Origin of the sequence: Metallosphaera sp. D4-4, assembly GCF_046245145.1 — an archaeon.
In the GTDB taxonomy this organism is placed as follows: domain Archaea; phylum Thermoproteota; class Thermoprotei_A; order Sulfolobales; family Sulfolobaceae; genus Metallosphaera; species Metallosphaera sedula.
Window position 1 is genome coordinate 391,793 of record NZ_CP176412.1, and the last position, 25,708, is coordinate 417,500.

Here is a 25,708-nt window from a genome sequence, read left to right on the forward strand (position 1 = left end):
TGTATTCTAGGCCTGTCTAATATCAAACACACAACGTTGGGGTTAAAGGAGCCTCAAGTTGTCTGGTCTCAATTCTAGATTCATGGCCTGAACAGTTTTCAGGTAAAGACATGAAAATCTGTCACCAAATAAACTTAAAATTTTATAGAAGCTTCGTTTCATAGCGAGAATGAAATCTACCCTAGTAATTCATAGAGTGACGAAGTCGGTGAGCGGAGAAGGGAACGTAGTCAGGGCATCGGCAGAGTTACTCAAGGAGAAAAAAGTGGACACCACATTGGCCACATTCTCTCCTCCCTTGGATGATTTGGGCCTACCTAATTTGTCGGTAGTTCCGTTTAAACTCAGGCTATTTGACAAGTATCAGAGGGCTTTCACCTATATCTCTGCCAGGAAAACTAGACCAGATTTCTTCCTGAATATAACAGCAATTCCCATCCCTCTCTCGGACATAGCCAAACATATAATCTATGGCGTAGCGCCTGAATTCTCCTCTGTTCCGTCTAAGTATAATAGTTCCCTAGTTTGGAAGCTTTATATTCTACCTTTGCGTGGTCTCCTTAAAAGATTCAGGGAAGAGGCTCAAAGATCTGTGTTCATAGCTAATTCCCGTTACTCCTCTAAGGCAATAAGAGAAATCTATGGAGTAGATTCTGAGGTAGTGTATCCTCCAGTGGATGTTACAGATTTCCTTAAGGCATATCACGAGGAGGGTGAACCCTTCTTCCTGACTATCGGGAGATTTGAGCCTGGAAAGAGACTAGATCTCGCGGTGCGCCTATCCGCTATGACAGGGATAAGGGGGGTGATTGTGGGTTCCATGGAAAGCGATAGCTATCTGAAAAGGCTGGTTAAGTTAAGTAAGGAGCTTAAGGCAGACGTTCAATTCCTTCCTAACGTGAAAAGGGAACACCTCATAGAGGTGATGAAAAGGGCCTCTATCTATTTCCATCCCACCCTTGGGGAACACTTCGGTATACCCATTGTTGAGGCCATGGCTGCAGGCCTTGTTCCCATAGTTCCCAGGGAGAGCGGAGGATTTGAGATAGTACCCGAGTTTAGTTATGACACCCTTGAGGAGGCATCTGAACTAGTGAAAAATAACCTTAAGGCTCCTAGTTCCGTTAGGAGAGATCTAAGGGAGAAGGCGCTAGGTTTTGACAGGAGGATATTTAAGGAGAGAATGTGGAATGTAATTGAGAGAGCCATAACCTAGCAGACTTTTTGAAAGCAGTTTGCTTGTTAAATCCCCTGTAGTAAGCACTATTTCATGGATTAACTTCCGTGGTAGCGTAGGTACACAAAGAAAGCTTTTACTACATGAATCTCAATGAAAATCTAATCCTCTTTACTAGATGCCCTAGAACAGGGAAAATTAAATAGAGGTATAGAACAATTATAACTATATAGCTGATTGCATTAAAAACAACATAATATGATGATATAACAAAACTTTTCATGGGAGATTCTGACATCACCTCCAGTTGCCCGCCATAATTGGCTTGCTTATAGGGTGCCATAATTACACTAGACGTACCAGCTCCCACTGGCGTTACTACCTTTGTGGTATTGGTGAGAGGCACAATCTCTATACCATACCATAATATCCTGAAACTGTAGACCGAAGTCTGATTTATACCTATAACTGCGAGTTGATTATTACTATATAAGATCGTAAAATTTGGATTGTTAAAAAAATTTAATCTAGGAACATAATACACATAAATAGTTAAGGCCTCGGAAACTGAGGTAATATTAAGTGGTGTCGAGTTAGAAACGTAAATAACATTTCCGTATCCTATGAAAACCGAGGGATTAACTAAGAGAATTTTACCTATATCCAGTTCCCTAGAGTAATACATTGTCCCCGACAAGTTCTCAGATATTAACGCTAAGTACAGCGATGTATAAGGATTGTCTGAAGAAGGAATATCAGAAATAGTTATAGTATCTCCTTTAGGGATAGAGAAGAAGTACGGTGGGGGATAATTTGGGATAGCTGAGGTAAAATCTTGGGAAAAGTTAAGTGTGTAAATAGAAAAGGGGAACCTGATATTAGGTGGTAAAATAAGTACAGATTTCCCATTGCTCCCAGAATAAAGCTCATTATACGCCATCTCTAAACTCGTGGGGACTGAAATGGGGTGCCAAATAATTGCAAAATCAATTCCTGCTATGGTTCCAGATACCCCAATCATGAAGATTGAGGAGATAAGAAGAATATGGACTATGTTTTTCTCGACCTTAAGCTTAGGGCCAGATAGATTAGATATGATCAAGGGGAAAAGTAAACCAATCATGGGACCGTACTCATATGGATCTATACCTGAAAATATTGGTAAAGTCTCATGCACCAGTGAGAAGATACCAAGGTAATTGCTCTCATAACTAGCGAGGGCTAGGATTATACCCGCGAAGATTATGGGAAAATATATTTTTCTTCTAATAAGATAAACCAGTCCTAGAACAATGAAAATTATCAAAGCAGAAATGTATAGCTCAGACACAATGGGAGGAGCCCAAGAGGATAGTAGATTATAAAATGTAGATCCGCTTTTAGTCAAAGCAAAGTATAGCTCCAGCTCCTGTATTAGATTGAAAGAGTGAGAATAACTTCCATGGAAGAAAATGTTTACAGCTGTTTGGTACATAGAAAGCTGAGAACCATGGGATAATACTAAGTAAAGCGTATTAACGTGAACTAGGGAGAAGTATAGAAGTACTACAAGAGGTGAAATTATATATTTAATTATATATTTAATATTCATCTTAAAAACTCCTCTCCTCAAGATCGAGAATATCTCTATTGATAGAAGAGAGCCTATGAGAGAGGGAATAGGTGGTCCATATATTCCCAGAATAGTCAATGGAACAAGTGAGTATAACAGATCCTTTCTCCTTCCAGTATTGATACGGTACTTATAGTAAAACGCGATGAACCATGGGATAGGAGCTACATATAACGTGGTTGGGGAGTCGACGATTACAGCTATTGTTCCTGGATTAAGTCCTCCCATTAGTGTTGATAGTATAATTAAGGCCTTATTCCTTGTAAATAAGGAAGCTAGTTGTCTTATTCCTAGCATCCAAATTAGCAAATAAACAAAGAAGAAAAGATTCAATCCAAAATTATGAAAGGAGAGAACAAAGACAGACTCTAGTAGCGTTAATCCTGGATTCAAGTTCACAGTAAAAATGGGAGGAGAAGAGGAGATACCTAAAAGAGTGGATAGTTGAAATGAGGCACGAATGAAGGGTGGATAGGTCGCCATGTCAAGATAGCCTATGTAACCATTAAGCAATAATTCGTGAAATACTAAGAAAGTAATCGCAGTTATTATCATTATATCTATATAATTAAAAAGCTTATTAAATGCGATAGTGATACTATCCCCCCTAAGGCCCATTACTATGCCACGTAACCTGCTATATAATACGACATATTATAAATTATTTATCCTGAGATGGACGAACCTTCTTAAGTTAGTTCAGGTTACTTTTGTAACTTGAATTTTTAGACTTTGGTTTAATGACTCTCTATATAATTAAAATCGATTTACCTCACTCCTAGACAAAATAGATCACGCAGAAACCAAACTTCTTATCTTCTAAACCAATAAGTTAACGACTAAACAGGATTACTTGTAGACATAGTAACTTATTATCTCTACCTTGACCATGACATTATAAAGGACGACCCTCCTCCCACGTAAAGCAACTATCCTTAGGACGAGATTCCCAACCGCATCTAGCCTTGATATGCTTTAGTTTAACTATGACGTACCTGTTATCCCCTCTACCTCAGACTACGTCTATAACTTTTAGAAGAGGATCGAATTGTGAAAGTTCAATCAATAATTATTTGAATCTCTGACATACGAAGAACTTGAAGTAAGCTTAAGTTATAAGGAGCAGAAATCATGGCGTAAACACGAAAACTATACAATGAACCCAACACATGGTTATAGGTATTTGAAGTTCTTCATTAACTCTCAGACAACAAATATTCATTCATTGTTTTTCTCAGTTAGAGCGCCTCTTCCCCAAAGACAAATACCCTTTCTTATGTCGTTCGTAGGATTTTTCAATAAACCGTTCACGTATAAACCAAGGCATTTTAGAGACAAAGGGATAGAACCTAACATACCAGTGCCTCATGGAATAATCATGGAAATCAAACAACCATCTAACTGTATCGATGGTGGTTATCTTACACCTTTTATCTACTTTATCATCACTAAAAATGTTATAATAGATCTTATGAAAGACTGATGCCCCCTCGATAAAGTTTTCTAAATCTGTATTCTTAAGCATTTGTGCATAATTTAGGTAATCAATACAAAAGTGGTATGCGTACATCCTTTTATGTTGAAGAAAATTTTCTTTACTAGATATGTTTTTGCTGAGTGATGCTGTAGACATTCTAAAGTCTCCCAAGTTTTTTTCGCTATACAGCATATTGTATTTAGATTTATATGATGCAAATATATAGAACGAGTCGGGAGAAAAATTCACTTGACGTAAGAATTCGATATTACTAACCAATATATTCTTAAGGATGCTAACTGTTGAAGATGTATATCTTGCCTCACTTCCCTGAGCCCAAGCCTTAAAAAATCTCATCTTCCTATCAGGGAGACTTTTATCAATGTAAACCCTCTCATATCCAGTATTAGACAGTGGATCATGATCTCCTTCTTCATTTATTATATGTAATGGATGAGACATAAATCCTAAAGACTTATCTTTTGTAAAAGTGTCTAGAACTACCTCCAGTTTATCCTCATGGAATAAATCGTCATCTTCCAGGAGTGAAATAATGTCCCCATTGGCTTTCCTTAATCCATCCACTATCTTTGGACCTATCGCTCTTTCCTTATTCTCGATGAAAGTTATCCGTTCTTTTTGTAAGAATTCTAGGATATCTCTATTTTGAAGTTTTCCTACAACCACAATTTCATACTTATCGTTATCAAGCGTCTGATTTAATACACTCTTTAACGCATGCATTATGAATTTATCTCTTTCATATACTGTTATAATGACTGATATAAGGGGTGATCTCTCCACAAATTATGATTTTGAGTGAAAATTATTAAGCTTAGTGTTGATGGATAATTCAGCTTTACTTTACAATCTGAATTTAGTTAATTTAATAAAGATAGTCTGAATTACTACTATCTCATGGCATCACCGTAAAGTCCCAAATTTCGGAATTACATAGTCCATTGAGGAACTAGCTCCAACTATTTCTGCATATTTCCTGTGGAGGAAAGAATATTTTGCTAGACTTGTTTCCATCCTTCTTGCGCATGGTATCGCTTAGTTGTACATATATTGGAGGCTTCATGATTACACTATATATATTTCTTATAAGTTTAGAGAGAAATAAACTGCAGGATATTGAGCCTTTATTTTCTTCAAAGCTTATTTACCGAGACTAGAACTACACTTCATGAAGGGGCTTATCCTCGCAGGAGGACACGGAACTAGGTTGAGACCCTTAACTCACACAGGGAACAAGCACGCGATTCCCATCGCTAACAAGCCCATGGTCTTGTATGCAGTGGAGAACCTAGTGAACGCGGGTATACGCGACATTGTGGTGATCTTGGGTCCACTCAAGGAGGGGATAAAGGAGGCCATCGACGGGAACTACCCCGCGAGCTTCACCTACGTGGAACAGGAGCCCCTTGGGCTAGCCCACGCGGTCATGAAGGCTGAGAAGTACCTGGACGAGCCCTTCGTCATGCACCTTGGGGACAACCTCCTGCAGAACGGGATCTCCCAATTCTTGAACAAGTTCCGGGACACCAACGCAGACGCAGTGATTGGCGTAACTCCCGTGAAGGACCCGAGGCAGTACGGCGTCGTCGTCCTCGAGGACGGGAGGGTGAAGAGGCTCGTGGAGAAACCCAAGGATCCGCCCTCTAACCTGGCACTTGTGGGAGTTTACGTTTTCACTCCCGTGGTCCACGACTATACGAAGAGGCTGAAGCCTAGCTGGAGGGGGGAGTACGAGATTACAGACGTGTTACAGCTCATGGTCGAGGACGGTAGGAGGGTTGAGGCGGTCCAGGTGGAGGGATGGTGGAAGGACACCGGGAAGCCGGAGGACCTGCTTGAGGCGAACCAGCTTGTGCTGGACTCTCTTCACGGTGGGTTTAGACACGATCACGCGAGGATCGAGGGCAGGGTACAGGTCGGGGAGGGGACAGTCTTGAAGGAGAACGTAATAATTCGCGGACCTGCAATCATAGGGAAGAACTGCGTTATAGGCCCCAACGTGTTCATTGGCCCATACACCTCGATCTGGGATGACTGCGAGCTTAGTGACGTAGAGATAGAGAACTCGATCGTAATGAAGGGCGTGAAGATAAGGGGGGTTTCCAGGATAAGCGACAGCATCATAGGTAACGATGTGGTCGTAGAGAGCAAAACAGGAGTACCCAGGATCACGCGACTCGTGGTTGGGGATAGGTCAAGGATAACACTATCTAGCTTTTCTTGAGCTAACGTAAATTAGTATTTTAGCTCTTCCACCGTTACGACCTTTCTTGGACCAGTTAAAATTATGCTAGCACTACTTCTGACTCTCATTCATATATTTAAGTATCAGGTTAACCTCTTGTTCGACCACCTTGGCCCAAGAACTATGATGGGAGAGTAATTTCTGTAGCTTCTCATCATTTAACGAATATTGAGTATGCATGATCTTGTTAATCTCTTTCGCCATTCCGTCATAGTTAAACTCTTTCACTAGCGTTACACCAGGAACACCATCATACACGTACTTAATGCCAGGAATAGCATAGGTAACGACGGGAGTCCCAACTGCAAGGGATTCCATCACAACCAATGCATTGGTATCGTCATGAGACGGGTAAACCATGACCCTTGCAGAGCTCATGACCTTGTACTTTTCCTCTCCAGATAGAAATCCTAGGTATTCTATCTTATCCCTTACGCCATAACGTTCCGCTAATCGATAAAAATTGGAAGAATCTGATTTTAACCTTCCCATGATCTTTAGTTTCACGTCTGCACTTTTAAGGAGCTTCATGATCCTCAACAGATCTAGCATCCCCTTACTGGGTTCTACTCTAGCTGCAGCGAAGATTGCATAGTTATCCTTCGCTTCAGACCTATACTTTATGATAGATGGATCAATTGCAAATCCAGGATCTAGTATGACGTGATTAGTTGGCAATTTACCTATCACTCCTTCAATAGCTACCCTATTTACGCCTGCCACGAACTTAGGTGGATTATTTTTCATAATCTTAATGGCTTTAGCCCAATAATTAGAAATTAGAAGGTTTTTAGGCAATGAGCTAAGAAAGCTCTCCTGACCAATCCTAAACTTATAAATGGAATATGAGAGGGGATCCATGTGAAGGGGCGCTATATACCCGTTTATCAGAATTCCATAACCTTTTCCTGAGTGGCTAGCCAGGAGAACTACGTCTGGAGATATAAAGTTCGGGGAGAAAAGAAAATCAATCTTGTTTAGATCGGAATAGTAGGCCTTACTTAACTCGCGCAGTAAACGAAAGTCCACAAAATTCAAGAGACGCTCTTTCCTGGTAATCGAGCGGTCAACCAAGGAGTAAAACTCTGAGGCTAGTGTAATACCCTCCTTCTCTAGCTCCTGAGCTCTCTTGATTAGGGCATTTTTATCTTCCTCGTTTTCAACTTGTAAATACGTGTTTAAAGTGGGGAAGAGAACAAGTTCAAATCTATTCTTAGCAACATTAACAAATTCTCTAACATGCCTCTCTGCTCCACCTTCCCGTAGGTTCATCAAGGAAAAAGTAACTAGGCCTACTCTCATGAAATCAGATCCAAGCACCACATTTTAAGCTAAGTGTTAGTCTCTAGCTAACTGTATACTATTTATTGCATAAATATAGAAAAATATATATGTCACAGCAGAAGCAGAAGAATTAATTTGAAAAAGTTTTAAGAAAAAAATTAACTTATCTTTCTGAAGACTAGGATAAGGACAACTATGGAGATGATTATGGCTATGATGCTAACTGCTAGAGCAATATCCACCGTGCCAGAGAGACCTGAAAGTGCATTAACCCTGCTGTTTAGGGTACTGTATTCGCTAGACAGTGTGGACACGGAACCCTGTAGACTTGCCACAGTGCCGTTGAGCTTAGAGACGGTGCTACTCAAACTAGATACAGTATTGCTCAAACTTGTGACTGAGCTACTGAGAGTGGAGACAGTGCTACTTAGTGAGCTTATTTGAGACTCGAGAGACTGTATTGTCGAGTTAAGACTTGCTATTATAGCCTGTTCATTAACATTCACGGTTAACGGAAGGGTTACAGTGTTGGATTGCATCCCAGAGTAGGTCGCCTGTATTACTAAGTCAGTCTCATACTGCGTGTTGGGAACTGATATGGTGATAACGTAGTAACCATTCATATAGGTTGCATTATACATGGTTCCGTTATACATAGCAGTCACAGTAGCCGTACTTATTGGCTGGCCTGCGAATGTTACCATGCTCATCAATGTGAGTGTAGTGCCACCAATCATTGTTATGCTTGTCCCGCTTGTCAAATCCTTCAGATTAACGTTGGGTGAAGTAGCGCTAACTACCTGGAGAGCCAGTTCCTGGATCTGTACAGTTATCTTGAATGAGTATGTATTAGGTGCTGTTACTGTTATGTTCTCGCTGGCAGGTGAGTATGGAGATGGGGGAACTACCTTCAAGGTATATGTCCCCGTGGGAAGGTTCAAAACTGCCTGACCTGAAGCGTTGGTAGTGGCAGTCACACTATCTGCAGTAACAGTGGCTCCCTGAATTGGTACACCCTGTGGATTAACCACTAATACATTTACCGTAGCGGTTAGAGGTAGGAATTGGAACGTTGTGGAGTTGGTGAACCCAGTCTGGGTCCCAACCTGAACGGTATAAGTCCCGAATGGGAACGTTGTGCTCTCCTGTAGCGGGAATGTGAAGGCTTTCAATGAGTAATCTCCATTAGGTCCGCTTGTGGTGGTGTTGGAGTAAACTGCCTTCCCCTGCGGATTATAGATTGTTATGCCCACAAGAGTGTTAGGAGAAGTAACTCCTGAAATGAATACAGTCTGTCCAGGATGATATACTGGTTGAGTAGTTACTGTAATAGCTGGAGCTGAACCCATGGCCAACAATGGTGCTACTAGTAGGGATAAAAGAATCAAGGGAAGAAGATTATACTTCATATTTAATCACCCTTAACTTATAAAGGAAGGAAAAAAATTAACTTGCCGTAACAACCTCGGTCAATCCTTGGTTGTAGGGTATACTTAACAGGTTGTTCTGGAATGGTATGAAGGTTATGGTGTAGTTACCTGCCATTGTGGGAGTAAACAGTGTACCTATCTGGGTGCTCTGTCCTGGCGCTAAGGTTATCTGGGCCACAATCTCTGGTTGAACTGGAGTACCATTCAATAGTACCTCTAGTGTACCATATATTGTCTCGTTCACATTACCGTTGTTGGTTACATTGAATAATAGGCTGTAAGACTTTCCTACATGCATGCTAGTTACGGGTGTTCCGTTGCTCAATATTGTGAAGTGAGATACTAAGACGCTCAACTTGATAACTCCCACATAGAAGTAGGAGTTAGCCTTCATCGTTAGCTGTTGCGCCAATCCCTGCGCATTGAAGTAGTAACCTTCTACAAGGTTCATATTGACCTCTACCTTATTAACAACTCCAGAGGAAGCTGAGATTTCGCCAGGTATACCAGGAGTGTACACTGTTGGTTCAACCACCTTCAATAACCCTGTGTAGTATGGAGTAGGAACAGCTACACCGCTGATTATCTTAGTCATCTGTGTTAGTGTAAGCGTAGTTGTCTCACCATTTGCGATGTTCATTATCGTAACATTGAATGTAGTACCGGAGCCTGGCACGTTGAAATTATTGACAGCATCAGGTGCATATACCGTGATATTCACTAACTCACCGGCTGTAGTATTGGGGAACGGAATTGCCTCACTTGCTGACTGCGTGATGTTGTTACCGTTGAAGAATACGGAGATCACTGGAGGCACTAATCCATTAATCTGTAGCTGGGCAACATTACTGGAGACGCTGGGAACAGCATAGGCGGATACCAGAGACACAGTACCTGTGGTGACGTTAGGAACTTCAACCACATGAATTGTATACACGTTATGAGTTACGGTTAGGAGATCAGTCAGATTCACTTCTATAGGTACTCCGTAGCTTCCAGGGATGCCACTCCATAAGGTCATTGGAGTCTCTATAATCCATATAGTATTGTTGTAGTAGAATGAGGTGCTTGAAGACACAAGTTGAGTTGAAGTAATAAGTTGCTGGGACTGCTGGGTGGTTACGGTCGAAAGTATTCCCTCTAATATTCCAGCGCTAGATCCTGCCGTAGTGTAGTTCCCTGCTGGAGGATGCTTAAGCAGGTTGAACAGTGGAGACTGGAGTTCAATCTCAAGCTTAGCGAATGGTGATGCTGGAGATGGGTTAAGTATCGATACGTTGACACCAACTACATTGATGGATATCGATTGCTGCTGATAGTATGGTGTTATGGAACTGGAGGTACTTGTTGGCCCTATGGTGGCATTCGCATTCACAAGCACCACAGATCCAGGGGCAACAGTGTACCCTGAGGTACTTATTAAGGAGGTAAGATTACCCGAGGAGACTACGCTTGAATTACCTAATACTATAGTTCCTCCGAATATTGGAGACCCGGCAGAAACTTCCTTCAAGGTGATTGGAGACACAGCAATTGTGGGTTGAGAACCAGGTCCGTTCCATTCCGCAAATTGAGCGTAGATTATTAGTGAACCTGTAAACTTCATGTTACTAGATTCTACGAGTCCAGGACTATTCACGGAGACATTAACATACTGTCCAGGGTTGGCTGAATTCTTGCTTACGCTTAGGGTGAATGGTGATGGTTTGAGCACGACCGTAGCGTTAACAGTTGACTGAGATGATGGAGAAGTGTACTCAAATACTATGAGACCACCATTAACGACGTATTTCAAGTTGGTAATATTTTGGCCGTTTATGAATAACCAATATCCATAACTGTCTTCATTTACCGTATAGTATATCTCGCCTGTAAAGAGTCCACTATTGGCAGCAGTCTCGGAAACCACGGTAGTTATCATGTTACCTACTTGTTGTCCTGATGGATTCTCCACTATTATCTGGACTGTAGTTTGAAGAGCCGATGATGGAATGCTTTGGGCATATAGAGTATCAGTAACGTTAACTGAAATGTAGTGTTTCTCTGGGACTATGTTATAAGGTAGTGGTGGCAAGTATGCGGTCTCGGCTGATGAGAACGACGTAGAAGTTGGAGTCTTAATGGCTATTACTGGTGCTATGGTCGTGAACGTATAGGTCACGCTAAGAGTTTCAGCAGCGAACTCATCATAAATCTTGAACGTCAACTCTGTTCCTGAAGGTATGTAAGTATGAGTTCCTAAGAAAGTCTTTATAACAGTGCTAGGTACTACAATGAAGAATGTACCGTTACCGTTAGCAGATGTTAAACTGTTAATATTTAATCCATTAAGATTCCCGCTAATTACTGTCCCATTTGGAAGAACTGCAGTTACGCTATCAGTTGCTACTTGCACTCCATTATATTCTATACTTGTACCACTAACTGTTAACGCGGTAGCAGTTCCGAAAGCTAGATTTGGCTCATTATACGCTAGCTCTATCACAGGAGTCACATTGGCGATAGACTTTTCGTTGGGTATAGGAACAAGTGAAATTGGAGTTTCAACAACTATGGTACCGGGAGTGGATATATTCTTAACGACGTTAGTACCAAGATAATAATACGAGGCACCTATATCGTTAGTAGCTGTTATCAATAGGGAAGTATTACTGAAATCATAAGGTGGTAGGGTTATTGTCACTTGAGAGGATGAGTAAGTAATACTTGGCGATGAGCCGATTCTTAGAACCGTAGGCAAACTGAATACGCCTGAACCTGCATAGGTCTCAGGAAGAGAAATCATAGCAGTCTTATAAGTAGATCCTGTAATACTCTGGAGAGCCACATACACCATTATGTTCTCGTTGACGCTAAAGTTCGATATGTTATCGAAAGCGTTTACTGTTAAGTTTTCTCCCTTCAGAACTGAGAGGGAAATTGGTTGCGGAATCGTCTCCTTTATAGTGCCCGTTACGGATACCGAGGCGTTATTTCCAATCCAATCGGACAGGTATATGGTTATAGGCGTATTTGTGGTGAATAAACCGCTGGTCACTAGCATCTTGTATTGACTAAAGGACACATTAGCTGGGGTGTAGTAGTTGTTCCCAGATAGTAGCGTTGCATACGTCTTGTTAGTGACAATCGAACTGGTGTACATGGTGAAGTTTCCGTAGTAGACTTTTCCATAGCCAAACATCGCCTGTGCATTAGGAACAGGGTTATTAGTAAATACAGTTGTGTTCACGTAAACTCCGTTCTTTATCGCTAGGTAGGATACGTTTTGAATAACTGGAGATACCTGATTTCCGTTTACCGTGATCATGAAGCCACCATTTCCGCCAACAAGTGGATCAGCTTGCATGATATTGTCCACGAAGTATACTGGCCAAGTGGAGTTAAGGGGTACTGTGGACTCGGTAGTCTGGAGGGTAGCTGCGTAATTGCTTGAGTCTGCCAAGTAATCGTTAATTGTTACAGATGCACCTGTGCTATATGAGATCGTAATTGTTTTAGCGTCGTAATGCTGATAAAAGTAATATAAGTCAGTAATATTTACTTTATGGCCTCCATATATGGTTTGACCATACTCCCCACACAACTGATTGGGGAAGGATGAGGGTAGTGTAAGCTGAAATACGCCATTTTGTCCGTCAGTTTGGATTTTTGTATACTGAGTAGTGAAGCTAAGATAGGGATTGGTCAACGTCACTGCAGTAAGTGTATTGTTTATTGTAAGGGACTTGGTCATGGATAGGGATGAAGCAGTGGCAGTAGGAACTGGGGTCATTGTTATGAAGAACCAGAAGTAATGTTGCCCGTTATTCAGGTAATATACCACTGAGGCATTTGATGTATCATTGCTTATTAGAGGTACTGTAACGCCTGCAGCGGAAATTGTTACGTTACCCGCTACATACTTGGCACCATATTGATTTTGAGGAACATTGGGATTGTAAATTGCTACAAGTACCACTGTGTCGTTGCCTACCCACTGATTGCTCACTGATATGGTAACTCCGCCAGCTGTGGAACTTGTTTGACCAAATGTTGTTATTCCAGCTAGGAATGAACCTCCCATTAAGAAAACCAGGAGGAGCGATAGATATCTTATCGCATTCTTATTCATACTAATTTCACTGAAAGTCGGATAAGGTGTAATAATATAAAAAGCGATTGACTACTGATGTATACAAACAAGAAAGGGCGCAAGAAAAGGGAGTAGAGTCTGGTCAGTTAGGTGCCACATACCCGGGCTGGACGAACTGATACACTACCACCATAATGTAAACCTCGTACTCTCCATTTCCGTAAAGTGGGTCCATTGATATCTGCACTGGTTGGAAGTACTCCATTCTGACTTGCGGTAGAGGAGTGCCAAGGCTGACGCCAGAGGTCGAGATTTGGGTACTGAATGGGGCGATCACGGGGTAACCCTGGCTCTGTAGTCCTTCAATGAACATGTTGGCTATCAGCGACTGATACGCGCGATGGGTCCATGCAAACGGGAACGAGTTGCCTACTAGACTTACGAGTTCCTGAGCCAGTGTGGGATTTGATGAGAACTCGCTGGCAATCTGCGTCTCAGTCTGGTTTAGAAGTGTAATATTCACGTAGTCATTCACTGGGTAACCCGCAATCACGGTCATTGCACCCATAGCTTTCCCAATGTCCCCGAGGCTCGAGGTATAGCCTAGGAACTGACCGCCCAAGTTCGTGGGATAACCAAGGAAGGCCTCCTGCCCCTTGTAGATGGTAACCGCGTCATATGCCACTATGTACGTGGGGATTGTGTAGTTGGGGTTTCCGTAGGGATATACGTGAAAGTCTCTCTCGAGAACCTGGGCCGCGTAAGTCTCGTTATTCAGGAAGATCTCAGCCATTAACTTGATCTGGGTGTCATTAAGCGTGTTATTCTCGTCAATCACGGTTTTATTTCCCACCACCTCAATCCAGTAACCGTAGTCCCACCAACTCAGGACGAAGGCGTGAGGTGAGGTTTGCGTCCTAAGCCAGTCAAGCGTAGTGACCCAGGCATAGTTGGGCACGGGGTAGGGTGAAGCGGAGGTGATGATGGCGTTAGGTGTATTGCTAGCCATGATGGCTGAACCGGCATCAGCCACGAGCGAGATCCCAACCACCGCCAAGAGAAGGATGGGAGCGACCCTAACCCTGGCCTGTTTCAGCCTAGACACCACGAAGTAGATCCCTGCCCCTGCCAGGGGAGCGACCATGTACACCGTGTAGTTGAAGAGATAGGGTTGCTCCGAGGTCCCGTATATGCTCGCCACTCCCAGGACAAGGAGCCATAACCCAGAGAGGTTACCCTCCCTTAGGAAGTAGTACATCCCAATCACTGAGAGAAATATGGCTACGCCGAAGTCAGTGAGCATTGAAGTCAACGGCTGAGGTATATACTCCGCCACCGTCCTGTCTATGGGCACGGTGAACTGGTAGAAGGGATCCACGATTGCGTAATATCTAGAGGGAATAGGGGTAGCCCTCAAAGCTGATAGACCGCCTATGGCGAGGACGAAGATCAAGACTAGGAACGAGGTGAGTATTAAGGACCTGGTTAACGAGCTCTCCTTCGGCAGTATCTTCCTTAGGTAAAGGTCCACAAACAAGAGAAGCGAAACAAGGAGGAGAGAGAGACCGTGAGCTGCACCTGATAGAAATCCTATGCTGTTGGGTGCGAAGGAGGTCAAGAAGGCTGTTATGACGCCCATTAACGTGAAGGACTTCACTGTGACCTCATCGTTCCTGTTCAGGAGGATGGCCAGAAAGGCAGCTGCTAGAAGGCTTATGTCGATGTAGGTGTAACCTCCCCAGGATATCTCTGCTAGGAAGAGGGGGACCGCGGCAACTGCGCCGTACCACGGCTTTTTCCTCTCTATGGCCAGGTTCAGGAGGTAGATCGAGAAGAGGACGAAAACTCCTCCCCAGGAGGTCTTGGGGAGGCCACCCACCAGATTCTTGTAAGTTAGCGCAGGCGAAACTGCTATCACTAGTCCCGCAATCACGGCTCCAACCCTGCTTTTAGTAAGGCCATCAACAGCTAGATAGGCAGATGCAACGCCTAGCCCTGCTAGAGCCATGTCCAGGAAGAGGACCACTGTATATACTGCGTTTGCTCCAAAGGAAGAGTAGAAGGGTAGGGCAAGTAGGGCTGAGATGAAGGGGAGCCCTATGGTGTCACCGAGTTCGATGAAGTAACCATACGGGAACCAAGAGTGAACGTCTGGAGGGACGGCGTACCAATTCCCGTGGGCTTGAGCTATCAGGACAGCGTTGTAGAAGAGGTACCAGGAGTCGAAGCCATTGATCGAGAGAGGATAGGTGGCACTAAGGCCACGTATAGCGATCGAGATAATGGAGATTCCTATCACGACTACTAGATCCACAAGGGTTGTCTTCCTGAGAACGTTGGAGACTTCCTTAAGAGCCATTGCGGGAATAAGGAGTGGGACATAATTAAGCTTAATCCAGACTAAGGCTAGTTCCCCCGTCTAAACCGCCTCCTAGGTCCCTTAACATTCATCCCTGAACAGATTCCCATCACGACAGGAACTTAGGTGGCATGTCGACTTGAGGCTGATCAGGAATTTAACCTTACCACAATCGTTCATCCTCATAACACCCTCTAACCAGAGCACCAACACGCTGGAGATGGACTTTTAAACTTGGACTTCTCTTTCCTCCCATGAAATTCCCTAAGCTAGTCAAGGCTTACTGCCCCAAGTGTAAGACTCACACTGACCACTCCATCTCCCTTTACAAGGGTGGAAAGAGAAGGGAGATCGCAGAGGGACAGCGCAGGTACAACAGGAAGAACCTAGGTTACGGAAGCACAAGGAAGCCAGTTCCCAAGAGGTTCGCCAAGGTCACGAAGAAGCAGACCCTGATGTTTAAGTGTCAGAAGTGCGGTTACACCTACTCCAAGCTAGGGATGAGGGTAAAGAAGCTCGAACTAGTTGAGGTGATCAAATGAGGAAGACTAGGATACTAATCCCAGAACCTGCATCCCACTTCGTTCGCGTGAAGTGCACCAACTGCAACAACGAGCAGGTAATCTTCTCCCACTCCACCTTCCCTGCCCGTTGCCTCGCCTGCGGGACACAGCTCGTTTACCCGAGGGGCGGGAAAGCAAAAATAGTCGGAGAAGAACTAAGACAGCTAGGTTAAAATGATCTACAACAGGTACCCTCTCCCCCGTGAGGGGGACATCTTAATTGCGACCGTGAAGCAGGTTTTTGATTACGGTAGTTACGTCACCCTTGACGAGTACGGTGGGCTTCAGGCCTTCCTTCCCTGGAGCGAGATAAGCACCAGGTGGGTTAAGAACATAAGAGATGTGGTCAAGGAGGGAAGGAAGATCATCGTCAAGGTGATTAGGGTTGACCGCAAGAAGGGGTCAGTTGACGTTTCCCTGAAGAAGGTCAATGACGACGATAGGAGGAAGAAGAACGCCCAGTGGAAGAGGATACAGAAGATCGACAAGATCCTGGAGATAGTGGCGCAGAAGCTCAAGAAGAGCGAGAAGGAAGCATGGGAGCAGGTGGCCTGGAAGCTCGAGGAGAAGTACGGCGACGTGTACGAGGCCCTCCAGAAGGCATCTAAGGAAGGGGAGAAGGTCCTCCTGGATGCGGGGGTGCCAGAGATCTGGGTTAAGCCCATCCTTGAGGAGGCCAGCAAACACGGGGAAGAGAAGAAGGTTAAGGAGAGCAAAGTGGTCCTGGTGAAGAGCCTGGACCCTGATGGTGTGGACAAGATCAGGAAGGTGTTCGACCTCGAGGATGAGGGGGACATAAGGATATTCACGATTGGTGCCCCAAGGTATAGGGTTGAGGTTTCAGGGACTGACCCGAAGGCTGTGGCACAGAGGCTCGAGGAGGTTGTTCAAAGGATACTGGAGAGGGCAAAGGAGGAGGGCGTTTCAGCGGAGGTTGCCAAGTGAGGCTAATCAGGAAGTGTCCCAAGGACAAGGTTTACACCCTTCACGAGAGATGTCCCGCCTGCGGAGGTGAGACGAAGCCTGCCCACCCTCCCAGGTTCTCTCCGGTAGATAGAATGGTGAAGTATAGGATCCTGGCCAGGAGAGGGAAAGTCTGCTGACTTTTTATCTAGCCCTACTATTTACACGGGGCCATGAAGAGCGATGGGCGGCTAGATCTGTGATGATACACTGCAGCACTGAGCCCACTTCACGCTAGTCCAATCGTGAACCTGATGCTCAAGTTTTTACTTCTGGGGGTAGAAGTTACTTCTGGGGGTAGAAGTGTTATTTGACCCTTCGCCGAAACGAGATAGGAAGGACTTCTTTGACAGAGAGGGTGAACTGGAGAGGCTAAAGACCTTGTCGTCTCCCATAGCGTTAACCCTGGGTTTGAGAAGGACCGGAAAATCCTCTCTCATAAGGATAGCCCTGGGAGAATTGGGTCTCCCCAACTTGTACCTGGACCTTAGAAAATTTCAAGAGGCTTACGTGCCTTACAGGGACTTCCTTCTAGAGATACAGAGGGAGATCAACAAGCTCACAAGGACTGATAACTCTCTCCTCAACTTCCTGAAGCACGTTCAGGGGGTCTCGATCCTGGGAAACGAGGTAAAGTTCAGCTGGGGTAAGAGGGAGAGAGTCTCCTTCTCATCCCTTCTCGAGGTACTTGAGGAGTGGGCCGAGAATCACGGCACTAGGGTAGTGGTGGTAATTGATGAGGCCCAGGAGCTCAGGAAGGTGAGGGGAGTGAACCTATTGCCTTCGCTTGCTTACGCATACGACAACCTCAGGAACGTAAAGTTTATCCTGGGAGGTTCAGAGATGGGGCTCCTTTATGATTACCTTAGGGTCGAGGATCCAGGGGCACCACTTTACGGGAGGGCTTTCCTTGAGGTGAAGTTGCAACCCTTCTCCAAGGAAGAGTCAATCGAGTTCTTAAGAAGAGGTTTTGAGGAGCACTCTATACAGTTCAATAAACCTGAGGTGGTGTACGAGAGAATAGGAGGCATACCAGGTTGGCTGACCTACTTCGGTTATTATTTCCTGCAGGAGCTTGATCTTACTGCATCCCTACAGAGGACCCTTGACACTGCCACGAGGTTAATAGCACAGGAGTTCGAGAACTTCCTGAGGGACAAGAGCTTGGCTCGGGAGAGATACTTCACCGTGATGAGAGCTGTGTCTAGATGTGCCTCGTGGGGAGAGATAAAGAACTCGTTAGAGGCGAGGGAAGGAGTTGAGATTAGTGACTCCGAGATCTCAAACTACTTGAGGCAGTTGATGAGATCGTCGTGGATAGTGAAGGAGAACGGGAAGTATTGTCCCGCAGAGCCCTTGATTGGGATAACGTTCTCGAGCTGAGCCCGTGTTGATTGCTAGGGAATCTCGAGTGAGAGAGGGGGAGAAAACGTTACGAGAGCGTAGAAGGAGCTTTTGACCGATGGCCCCCGAAGTTTCCATGACTCGTCTAGAGTGAGACCTGCCTAATTGCGTAGTAACTCGCCAAGTTGTCCTGAACTGCTACCCCAACACTCTTGAAAATTGAGGGCCTCTCCACTTTCACTCCCCTCTCCAGAACCTCTCCTAGCTCCACCACCTTACCCCTGAGAACGCCACTCCTTGCTGGTTGTATGTAGTCCCCGCTCTCCTTGGAAACTGCCTCAAGCGAATCGACCATGTATGTCCTTACCCTCCCGACAGTCTCGTCATCGAGTTCTCGAGCCTCAGGGGTGTGAGCCCCTATGCTTGCCACGTGGAAACCTTCCTTGAGGAGTTTGCCCTTCACCACTGGGGTAGTTGATGACGTGGTCGCAAAGATTACGTCGCTCTCCCTCAGGAGGGTATCCAGGTCCACTGCCTCTGCACCTGTCCTTCTTGCCAGCTCCACGTGACTTTTCCTCGAGGTCACGAGAATCCTCGAGGGAGATAGATACCCCTGGGCCATCCTAATGTGGAACTCGGCCTCCTGGCCTGCACCGATCACCCCAAGAACTCCCACCTTCCTCCCAACGGCGAGTTCTGTGGACAGAATCGAGGTGGCTGAGGTTCTGATTGCGGTTAGAGTTGCCCCAGGAAGGAGTGCCAAGGGCTCAGCTGTATCCGGTGACATGGCCAGAACTGCACCATTCACGGCTGGAAGACCCCTATCCCTGTTCCCTGGTATAACCGCGATAACCTTCACTGTGAAGAGGTACTTGGTCCTGCAGGGCATAACGCCCCACCAATCTTCCTTGATCGTGAGGACTGTTCTCTGCGGCGAGAGGACCTCTCCCCTGTACAGGAGGGAGAAGGCCTCCTTCATGGCTGATACTGCCCTCTCCGGGGGAAGGAGGTCCAGGAGATCTTGATCCGTGAGAACTTTCATGTCCTCCTGTGAGAGGGAATGGCTAAAAACTTAGAGGCTCTCGAGATACCTGGACAGAACTGAGATCAGAGCCTGATCCTGCGACGAGGTGAGGTGACCTCCGAAATAGTATAGGTCAGCCTCGGCGTAGCCCCTGTGAACTAGGATTATCGTGGTCCCACTACCGTTAATTATCTGGGTGTAGTTGGAGCTGACCACGTTAACGAGCTGGAACACAATCACTGTCGCGTGATAGCTACTCCCGTTCACGTACTCCAGGACGCCGGACTTAACCTCGGAGGGTTGATAGACCCCGTTCACCAGGACTGAGAAACTCTGGTTTGTCGTCTCCCCGTTAAGCTGATGAACTATGACATAACCGTCCTTCACCTGATAGGACCCACTAGTGGGAAGTATTTTCCCAGGGCCCAGAGTGGAGTTTATCACGGTCTCGTTGAGAGGGAGAGGGGGCGTTCCAGGATGTAGCAGGAGAAACGCAACCACTGCCACCACGACGACCACAGCGATCACTGCGGGAACTAGAACGCGATTCATGATGGTGGAGTGGAAATACCCTATTAAACGTTTTTCGCAGGGGCTCCTCTTCTTTCTATCTTCCCCTCATTTCCCCATCCTGTTCAAAATTCTCTCCAGGTTAGTCGCCACTTGCCCTGCTGTAGGCCTTCTCACGGGGTCTGGGTTTACCATGGCCTTTATCACGTTTGCCAGCTCGGGATCAACGCCTGGTAGGCTTAACCCAGCGTAAAACTTCTGGTACTCCCTGAATGCCTGATCGATTAAGACGCTGTAGTTACCCCTGTTGAGGTACTCGTCCACAGCACCGTCCATGAGCTTAACAACCTCCGCAGGATTCAGGATTTGTCCTGTCAGCATCTTGTAACCCGTAGCCCCTAGTGCGTAAATGTCCATCCTTGGATGGGCCCCGCTCCTCATGAGGAGCGCCTGAACCTGATCCACGGGACAGTACTCTGCCGTGTACTGGTCCAGAACCCCTCCCACCTTCTTGGACGCCCCTAGATCACCAAGCTTGGCCTTGACTCTCCCCGTGATCAAGTTCTCAAATACCTCATCCCCGCTCCTCCCTGGAAAGGAGGAAAAGAAGATGTTCTTAGTCTTGACATCGAGATGAACGTAACCCTCACTGTGAACCACATTGAGTGCCCTCGCAACCCTCATGAGGATGAAGGTTACTATCCTCTCCCACTTCTCGGAGTAGAACACCGCCTGTTCCTTGAGAAGGGAGTCCACGTCCCCTCCGCCCATGAACTCCATGACCATGGCTGGGGGAGACTTCAGGTAGACCTCTACCTTCCCCGAGAGTATCTCAGTGATTGCGGTCCTATCCACGAAGATGCCATACAGGGTTACCATGTCCTCGGTCTTGGTGGAGATCTCCTGCAACTTTGATGATTCCCCGGCCATATCGGCGAAGGTGGTCTTGCTCAGTCTAGTTCTCTCCCCAGCGGAGGCGGGGGATATGAAGGGGATCTTTATGGCATAGGCCTGTCCTCCCCTCTCCCCCAGAAGGACGTAGGCAGTGCCTCCCTTGCCCACTACCCTCTTAACTTGATAACCGTAAATCTCCCTATTAACCCAGAGTGAGGGGTCCCATTGACTTAGAGGTGGAAGGTTCAGCTTCTCCTGCGCGGGGGCTGGAGTTGAGGGAGATATTATCCTCCTCGCCGTCTCCCTGGTCCTCTCGTTGACTCCCTTGGCCAGGACCAGCCCAGCCAATTTCTCGGCGTTCTCCCTATCCCTCTTCTCCAGGGCTAGAAGGAGAGGATCAACGTTGTTCGGAAGGTTGCCTGAGGACAGGATACATTGAACGAAGCCCTTCAGGTCCTGACATGAATTGTAGTCAACGTTGTAGTTAGAAATCAACCAGAGGAGAACTGTACAGTTCTTGTCCCTTGAGAACTGGCAGGCCAAGGAACTGGTGGAGATCCCCAGTGAGTTGAGGAAGCCCACGTACCTCTTTGCGGTGCTATATCTCTTGAGCCTCACTGACTCCACGAGCTTAGCCTTAACCTTATCCGGATCAGTTAACCCCCTCGGTATCACTGAACCGCCTGCGCCCGTCAGGAGAAGGGGGAGCAGAGGACTTGAGGTGAGGAGGAACATGATTCCCCCTAGGGCTAGGGAGATAGTAGACGTGATGAGACCCAGCGGAACGGCGTTGAACCTTAGCCTGGGGACAAGACTGATGGGGATCATGACTAGGGACGCCAAGGCCAGTATCATGAAGGGAAGGGAGAAGTCTCCTCCTAGAACTTGACTGAAGGCTAGAAGCCACAGGGAGCCAAATACGGGAATTGAGGGATACGTCAGTCCCACTGACCTGAAGGCCTGGAAGGGTTTCGTATCTGGAGAGTAACTCAACATGAGGAAGCCTACAAGACCAAGTGAGGAGAGAAGCATCGAGATTAAACCCGTTGAGGAGTGAAGTTCCGAGACCAGGGTGTTGGGTATGACTGAGAGTTGACCTCCCTCCAAGGAGATCAGGAGGGAAATGAACTGATTGCCCAGGAAAAGGTAGGAGATCAAGGGTAGGATCAGGATCACGTAGAGAAGAAAGGAGAAAACAAAAGTCCTCCATTTCCCCTTGTGAGTGAAGAGAACGATCGACGCGATCACAAGGATGAGGGCGGTAAGGAAAGACAGTGCATACCCAGTGACTGTTCCTAGCTCTCCGCCCTTATTCGCTAGGTTGAGCATGATCAGAGCTAGTCCGAGCCAAAGCGAGATCGCGAGGCCGTAAGCCTTCGTGCTATGCTTGAGAATAGATGCCAAGGACACGAAGAGGAGGAAGAGCAGGGGTAGAACTGAGGTGATGGGCACAGATAAACTGGATAGGGTTGGGTTGATTCCTATCTCTCTAGAGAGGTAGAGGAAGGCTATGGCAATGGCTTCAAGGGATCCGGCTATCTTAAGGGCAGATGACCACTTCGCCAGTAAACCATAACTAAATTTCATCCTTGGAATCTAGAATTTTCAGAGGTAATAAACGTTGAGAGCCCCTATGAGGGTAGGATACCCCAATCCAAAGCAAAAGCTTTAAATGAACGTTGGGGCGATTTTATGATGTCGAGGGATAAGCCTCGAGGGGCCCGTAGCTTAGCATGGTTAGAGCGCCCGGCTGATAACTTCTGTCAGAGACCGGGAGGTCGAGGGTTCAAATCCCTCCGGGCCCACCTTCCTGTGAAAACTTGGTTATGATCAGGATAAAGAGATGACTAGTCCCACATCAAGAGGCTCACGGTTTCACTTTCCTTAATGCATCAAGAAGTCGCGTGGCTATCACGAGAGCCTCCCTACTCTCCTCTTCGGTGACCGACCTTTCATCGTAATCCGCCTTTTTCCTGAGCGTGTAGAGGTGTAGTAAATCTTCTGCCTCCGAGCTGAAACCCATGTGCTTCAACACATTTGCCAGCTTGTCGTCGCGACGGGGTACCTCTAAATTCATCGCCTCCAGAATAGATTCTAACTCTCTTCTTACCGAGAAGTACAGGGCTGACAGCTTTGTTAAGGCTACCCGCTTGGATATCGATTTTAGCTTCATTCAACAGTATTTCCGATTTTCTGGAATTCATGTATCAGCTCCTCTCCTTCTTCAACAAGGTAGTAACTAATGGTGCAGTCGTGTTTGTCGTTGACCAAGAGTGCCGATCTAGCTACTTTCCTCCTCACCTGGTCATCAATCTTTTTCACGACTACGAGGACGTTACTGTCCCTAATCCAAGAGTCTTCGTCCAGCCCTAGGACCATGGATAGGTTGGGTCCAAGGGACTCTATTAGAAGGCTAGAGAACTCATGGAGAGCTAAGTTCCACTCGTTATTGACGAGTCTATATACTGGATAAAAAGGAAACGCGAGAATAAAAATTTACAAGAAACGCGAGGGAAAGTGGTTTACCTGCGATGAGACTTTCTACAACTGCCCTATGGTATCCCGGGAATCCCTAGTTGCAACTAGAACTACCTTCTCTCCACCCTACACGGTTCAACGTAACCTGCCAGCCAGAGGGAGAAGGCCCTCTTCAGGCCTAGCATCACGTAATCTCCCTGCTTGAGCTCGATCCCGTCCATTTTCAGGTTCGACCTCACCTCACACAGAACTTTCCCATCCCTGTTGACGTAGGCCCCGGTGAGATAGTTAACGTAGAGGTCCCTCATCTTGTTGACCGCCTCGTTATGCCAGGAGTCAAAGCTGTCCTTGATCTCCCTGTTCTCCACGACCTTTATGAGCCTCATCTCGAATAGCGACTCTGCGATCTCGGAATAGATCTTCAGCTCAGCATCGTGTATCTTGTCCTTGTACTTATACCTTAGTCTCTTGAAGGTGGAGATAATCTGCTCCACTTCGACCCCTGGGATACTCTGGGGGTCCTCTCCCTTCAATTCCCTTGATAGGAACTCATCTAACGTAATAGGTCACCTCACCCAAGCCCTTGAGGTATGCGAAGACCGCGTAACCGGCCTCCATGGAAACTGGCTCCCCCTTGTTCAGGTGAAACTGCCTGTCCACTAGGAGGAAGTCCCCTGTAATGAAGGGGAGGAGGACCGCCTTTCCCGAGAAGGGGGAAAGGGATATATCGTAGAGGAAATCGTTCATCTCCTTAACGAGGAGGGAACTCTTTCCGTGGATTGACCCTGGAATTCTCACGAGCCTGTGCACATCCACGGTAACCTGTTCGTCCACGCTAACCCCTCCTTCCTGCCTTCCGGCCCACCCAGGATCCCCCTCAACACCCCTGAAGGGAACCTGGTCCCTCATGACGTACCTCACAATCTCCTTCCTGTCGTCTGAGTCCATGAGTGCGCAATCTCCACTGCACTCCACGAGCACGTGAAAGCCCCTGTTCCCTGAGAAGAAGATCCTGGGGCTCAGGTCAAAGTCCTCCTTCAATATCCTGGAGAGAAGCACAGCCTGGTCCCAGGTCTTCCTTAGACAGTCCAAGGGAATCTCCACGTACTCCCTCGCCTCCACGTCGTGATCTGGACACCTTTCGCCCATAACCTCCTTTCCGCAGACGGGACAGAAGGTGATCTTCCTGGGCTCGCATAGATGGTCAGCATCTAGATCGAACTGGAGATCTGACCCCATCCAACCCTTCTCCTCCATGTCCCTGGCTGAGGGTCTCTGATACTTGGCAGAGGAGTAGAAGACGTGACCTGGGACCTCCCTCAACAACACCTCCCTCAACTCCTGGGCAGTTTGGAAGGAGAGATGCCTAACGTAACTGCCTCCTGAGAGCGGTTGAAAGGCGAACTCCCTCAACTCCATGTCGAAGGGGAGATATAGCTCTGCCCTCTCGTAATAGCTCCTGATCAGAGACCTGACTATCCTATTCTGCCCTGGGGGCAATATAGAAGTCACCGTAACCCTCCTGAGGTAACTCAAACCTCAACTTTATGGGTAGTTGGGAACCGAACATGAGCTCCACTATGTCAGAAGAGTTCCTCATCTTCGCGGTCTTCACCAGGTAATCCATGCCGTAAGTCCCCTTCGCGTCTGCACCGGTGGCCTCAAGCAGGGTCCCAGACTCCTCAGACAACTCCACCTTGGAACTGCCCACATCGCCCTCAACCATGAACGTGAGCTTTCCTCCCTCTGCGGACAGGGTTAGGGCATCGCCTAGGTCTCCAAGTATCTGCATGACGTTGGAGAAGGTCGAGGTGAGCATCTTGGCCTTAAAGGCGAACTCCAGCTTGATCGATGGTAGACTCGGCTCCTCACCCATGAGGATGGGTAGGTAAAAGGTCCTCTCAAAGTCACCGTCCAAGGTTATCATGAGCCTGTCCTCCCCTGACTGGAAAGTTAAGCTATCGTTCTTCTTAACGTTCTTGAGGGAAGCTATTATTTCCTCAAGCTTAACAGTAACGGTCTCCTTCTCCGCGCTCTCATACTCGTGGAAATAGGCCTGCGGAATAAAGATATCTATGAGTGCAACCCTGGCTGGATCAACACCGCTGAGCCTGACGCCTTCCTTGGTTCCTATCAAGGTAATCTCGGGCATGAACTCGCCTATGGTCCTGAAGATCGTGGCCATCGAGTTAGCGTCAATAACCTTGAATTTCATGGATGAATCATTAAGGGTTCAGGTTAAAAAAGAAGAGGTC

The 25,708-nt window shown here is 46.4% G+C and carries 21 protein-coding genes and 1 tRNA gene; 8 read left to right on the top strand and 14 right to left on the bottom strand.

The window, feature by feature from the left end; genetic code table 11:
* Window positions 1-169: 169 nt before the first annotated feature.
* Entirely contained in the window at window positions 170-1,216 is a 1,047-nt protein-coding gene (locus tag ACI49J_RS02270; RefSeq protein WP_409366449.1) for a glycosyltransferase, read from the top strand.
* Between the two features lie 100 nt (window positions 1,217-1,316).
* Here the strand turns inward: ACI49J_RS02270 and ACI49J_RS02275 are convergent, their stop codons facing one another.
* Window positions 1,317-3,086: a hypothetical protein gene (locus ACI49J_RS02275; protein WP_409366450.1), complete on the bottom strand. Its 1,770-nt coding sequence runs from the start codon at window positions 3,084-3,086 to the stop codon at window positions 1,317-1,319.
* Window positions 3,087-4,023: 937 nt separating this feature from the next.
* Window positions 4,024-5,070: a glycosyltransferase family 2 protein gene (locus ACI49J_RS02280; RefSeq protein ID WP_409366451.1), complete on the bottom strand. Its 1,047-nt coding sequence runs from the start codon at window positions 5,068-5,070 to the stop codon at window positions 4,024-4,026.
* Window positions 5,071-5,455: 385 nt separating this feature from the next.
* Here ACI49J_RS02280 and ACI49J_RS02285 point away from each other — a divergent pair, with 385 nt between their 5' ends.
* Window positions 5,456-6,511, top strand: a complete 1,056-nt coding sequence (locus tag ACI49J_RS02285; protein WP_409366452.1) for a glucose-1-phosphate thymidylyltransferase — start codon at window positions 5,456-5,458, stop codon at window positions 6,509-6,511.
* A gap of 72 nt (window positions 6,512-6,583) precedes the next feature.
* Here ACI49J_RS02285 and ACI49J_RS02290 read toward each other — a convergent pair whose 3' ends face one another.
* The 4 genes from ACI49J_RS02290 to ACI49J_RS02305 all read right to left on the bottom strand — a co-directional run bounded on the left by ACI49J_RS02290 (window position 6,584) and on the right by ACI49J_RS02305 (window position 15,677).
* Window positions 6,584-7,834, bottom strand: a complete 1,251-nt coding sequence (locus tag ACI49J_RS02290) for a glycosyltransferase family 4 protein (protein WP_409366453.1) — start codon at window positions 7,832-7,834, stop codon at window positions 6,584-6,586.
* A gap of 140 nt (window positions 7,835-7,974) precedes the next feature.
* Window positions 7,975-9,225 (bottom strand): S-layer protein SlaB, encoded by a 1,251-nt coding sequence (gene slaB / locus ACI49J_RS02295; protein WP_409366454.1) that lies wholly within the window; start codon window positions 9,223-9,225, stop codon window positions 7,975-7,977.
* 37 nt (window positions 9,226-9,262) lie between these two features.
* Window positions 9,263-13,357, bottom strand: coding sequence for an S-layer protein SlaA (gene slaA / locus ACI49J_RS02300; RefSeq protein ID WP_409366455.1), 4,095 nt, complete (start codon window positions 13,355-13,357; stop codon window positions 9,263-9,265).
* Window positions 13,358-13,460: 103 nt separating this feature from the next.
* Window positions 13,461-15,677 (bottom strand): peptide transporter, encoded by a 2,217-nt coding sequence (locus ACI49J_RS02305; protein ID WP_409366456.1) that lies wholly within the window; start codon window positions 15,675-15,677, stop codon window positions 13,461-13,463.
* Window positions 15,678-15,931: 254 nt separating this feature from the next.
* Between ACI49J_RS02305 and ACI49J_RS02310 the strand changes: the two genes are divergently transcribed.
* The 5 genes from ACI49J_RS02310 (at window position 15,932) to ACI49J_RS02330 (ending at window position 18,586) form a co-directional block, all read left to right on the top strand.
* Entirely contained in the window at window positions 15,932-16,219 is a 288-nt protein-coding gene (locus ACI49J_RS02310) for a 50S ribosomal protein L44e (protein WP_012021745.1), read from the top strand.
* Window positions 16,216-16,413, top strand: a complete 198-nt coding sequence (locus ACI49J_RS02315) for a 30S ribosomal protein S27e (RefSeq protein WP_012021744.1) — start codon at window positions 16,216-16,218, stop codon at window positions 16,411-16,413. Before ACI49J_RS02310 ends, ACI49J_RS02315 begins: the two co-directional genes overlap by 4 nt.
* 1 nt (window position 16,414) lies before the next feature.
* Window positions 16,415-17,185, top strand: coding sequence for a translation initiation factor IF-2 subunit alpha (locus ACI49J_RS02320; RefSeq protein WP_409366457.1), 771 nt, complete (start codon window positions 16,415-16,417; stop codon window positions 17,183-17,185).
* Complete coding sequence (locus ACI49J_RS02325; RefSeq protein ID WP_012021742.1) at window positions 17,182-17,343, top strand: RNA-protein complex protein Nop10; 162 nt, start codon at window positions 17,182-17,184, stop codon at window positions 17,341-17,343. The genes ACI49J_RS02320 and ACI49J_RS02325 overlap by 4 nt, the downstream gene beginning before the upstream one ends.
* Before the next feature lie 163 nt (window positions 17,344-17,506).
* Complete coding sequence (locus tag ACI49J_RS02330) at window positions 17,507-18,586, top strand: AAA family ATPase (RefSeq protein ID WP_409366458.1); 1,080 nt, start codon at window positions 17,507-17,509, stop codon at window positions 18,584-18,586.
* A 106-nt stretch (window positions 18,587-18,692) separates the two neighbouring features.
* Here ACI49J_RS02330 and ACI49J_RS02335 read toward each other — a convergent pair whose 3' ends face one another.
* From ACI49J_RS02335 to ACI49J_RS02345, 3 genes are all read right to left on the bottom strand, one after another.
* A complete protein-coding gene (locus ACI49J_RS02335) occupies window positions 18,693-19,589 on the bottom strand; it encodes an ornithine cyclodeaminase family protein (RefSeq protein ID WP_409366459.1) in 897 nt (298 codons plus the stop codon).
* A gap of 30 nt (window positions 19,590-19,619) precedes the next feature.
* The gene (locus ACI49J_RS02340; protein ID WP_409366460.1) at window positions 19,620-20,123 is read right to left on the bottom strand and encodes a hypothetical protein; all 504 of its coding nucleotides are present in this window, start codon (window positions 20,121-20,123) and stop codon (window positions 19,620-19,622) included.
* Between the two features lie 66 nt (window positions 20,124-20,189).
* A complete protein-coding gene (locus ACI49J_RS02345; protein ID WP_409366461.1) occupies window positions 20,190-22,562 on the bottom strand; it encodes a protein kinase domain-containing protein in 2,373 nt (790 codons plus the stop codon).
* Between the two features lie 130 nt (window positions 22,563-22,692).
* Between ACI49J_RS02345 and ACI49J_RS02350 the strand changes: the two genes are divergently transcribed.
* Window positions 22,693-22,780: transfer RNA gene (locus ACI49J_RS02350), tRNA-Ile, on the top strand.
* Between the two features lie 62 nt (window positions 22,781-22,842).
* On the opposite strand, the gene ACI49J_RS02355 is transcribed toward ACI49J_RS02350, so the two are convergent.
* The 5 genes from ACI49J_RS02355 to ACI49J_RS02375 form a co-directional block, all read right to left on the bottom strand.
* Window positions 22,843-23,148 (bottom strand): hypothetical protein, encoded by a 306-nt coding sequence (locus ACI49J_RS02355; protein ID WP_012021738.1) that lies wholly within the window; start codon window positions 23,146-23,148, stop codon window positions 22,843-22,845.
* Complete coding sequence (locus tag ACI49J_RS02360) at window positions 23,145-23,354, bottom strand: hypothetical protein (RefSeq protein ID WP_012021737.1); 210 nt, start codon at window positions 23,352-23,354, stop codon at window positions 23,145-23,147. The genes ACI49J_RS02355 and ACI49J_RS02360 overlap by 4 nt, the downstream gene beginning before the upstream one ends.
* Window positions 23,355-23,563: 209 nt before the next feature.
* Entirely contained in the window at window positions 23,564-23,947 is a 384-nt protein-coding gene (locus ACI49J_RS02365; RefSeq protein ID WP_012021736.1) for a hypothetical protein, read from the bottom strand.
* Window positions 23,948-24,002: 55 nt separating this feature from the next.
* A complete protein-coding gene (gene priS, locus ACI49J_RS02370; RefSeq protein ID WP_012021735.1) occupies window positions 24,003-24,965 on the bottom strand; it encodes a DNA primase small subunit PriS in 963 nt (320 codons plus the stop codon).
* The gene (locus ACI49J_RS02375; RefSeq protein WP_012021734.1) at window positions 24,934-25,668 is read right to left on the bottom strand and encodes a DNA polymerase sliding clamp; all 735 of its coding nucleotides are present in this window, start codon (window positions 25,666-25,668) and stop codon (window positions 24,934-24,936) included. The genes priS and ACI49J_RS02375 overlap by 32 nt, the downstream gene beginning before the upstream one ends.
* Window positions 25,669-25,708: the final 40 nt, after the last annotated feature.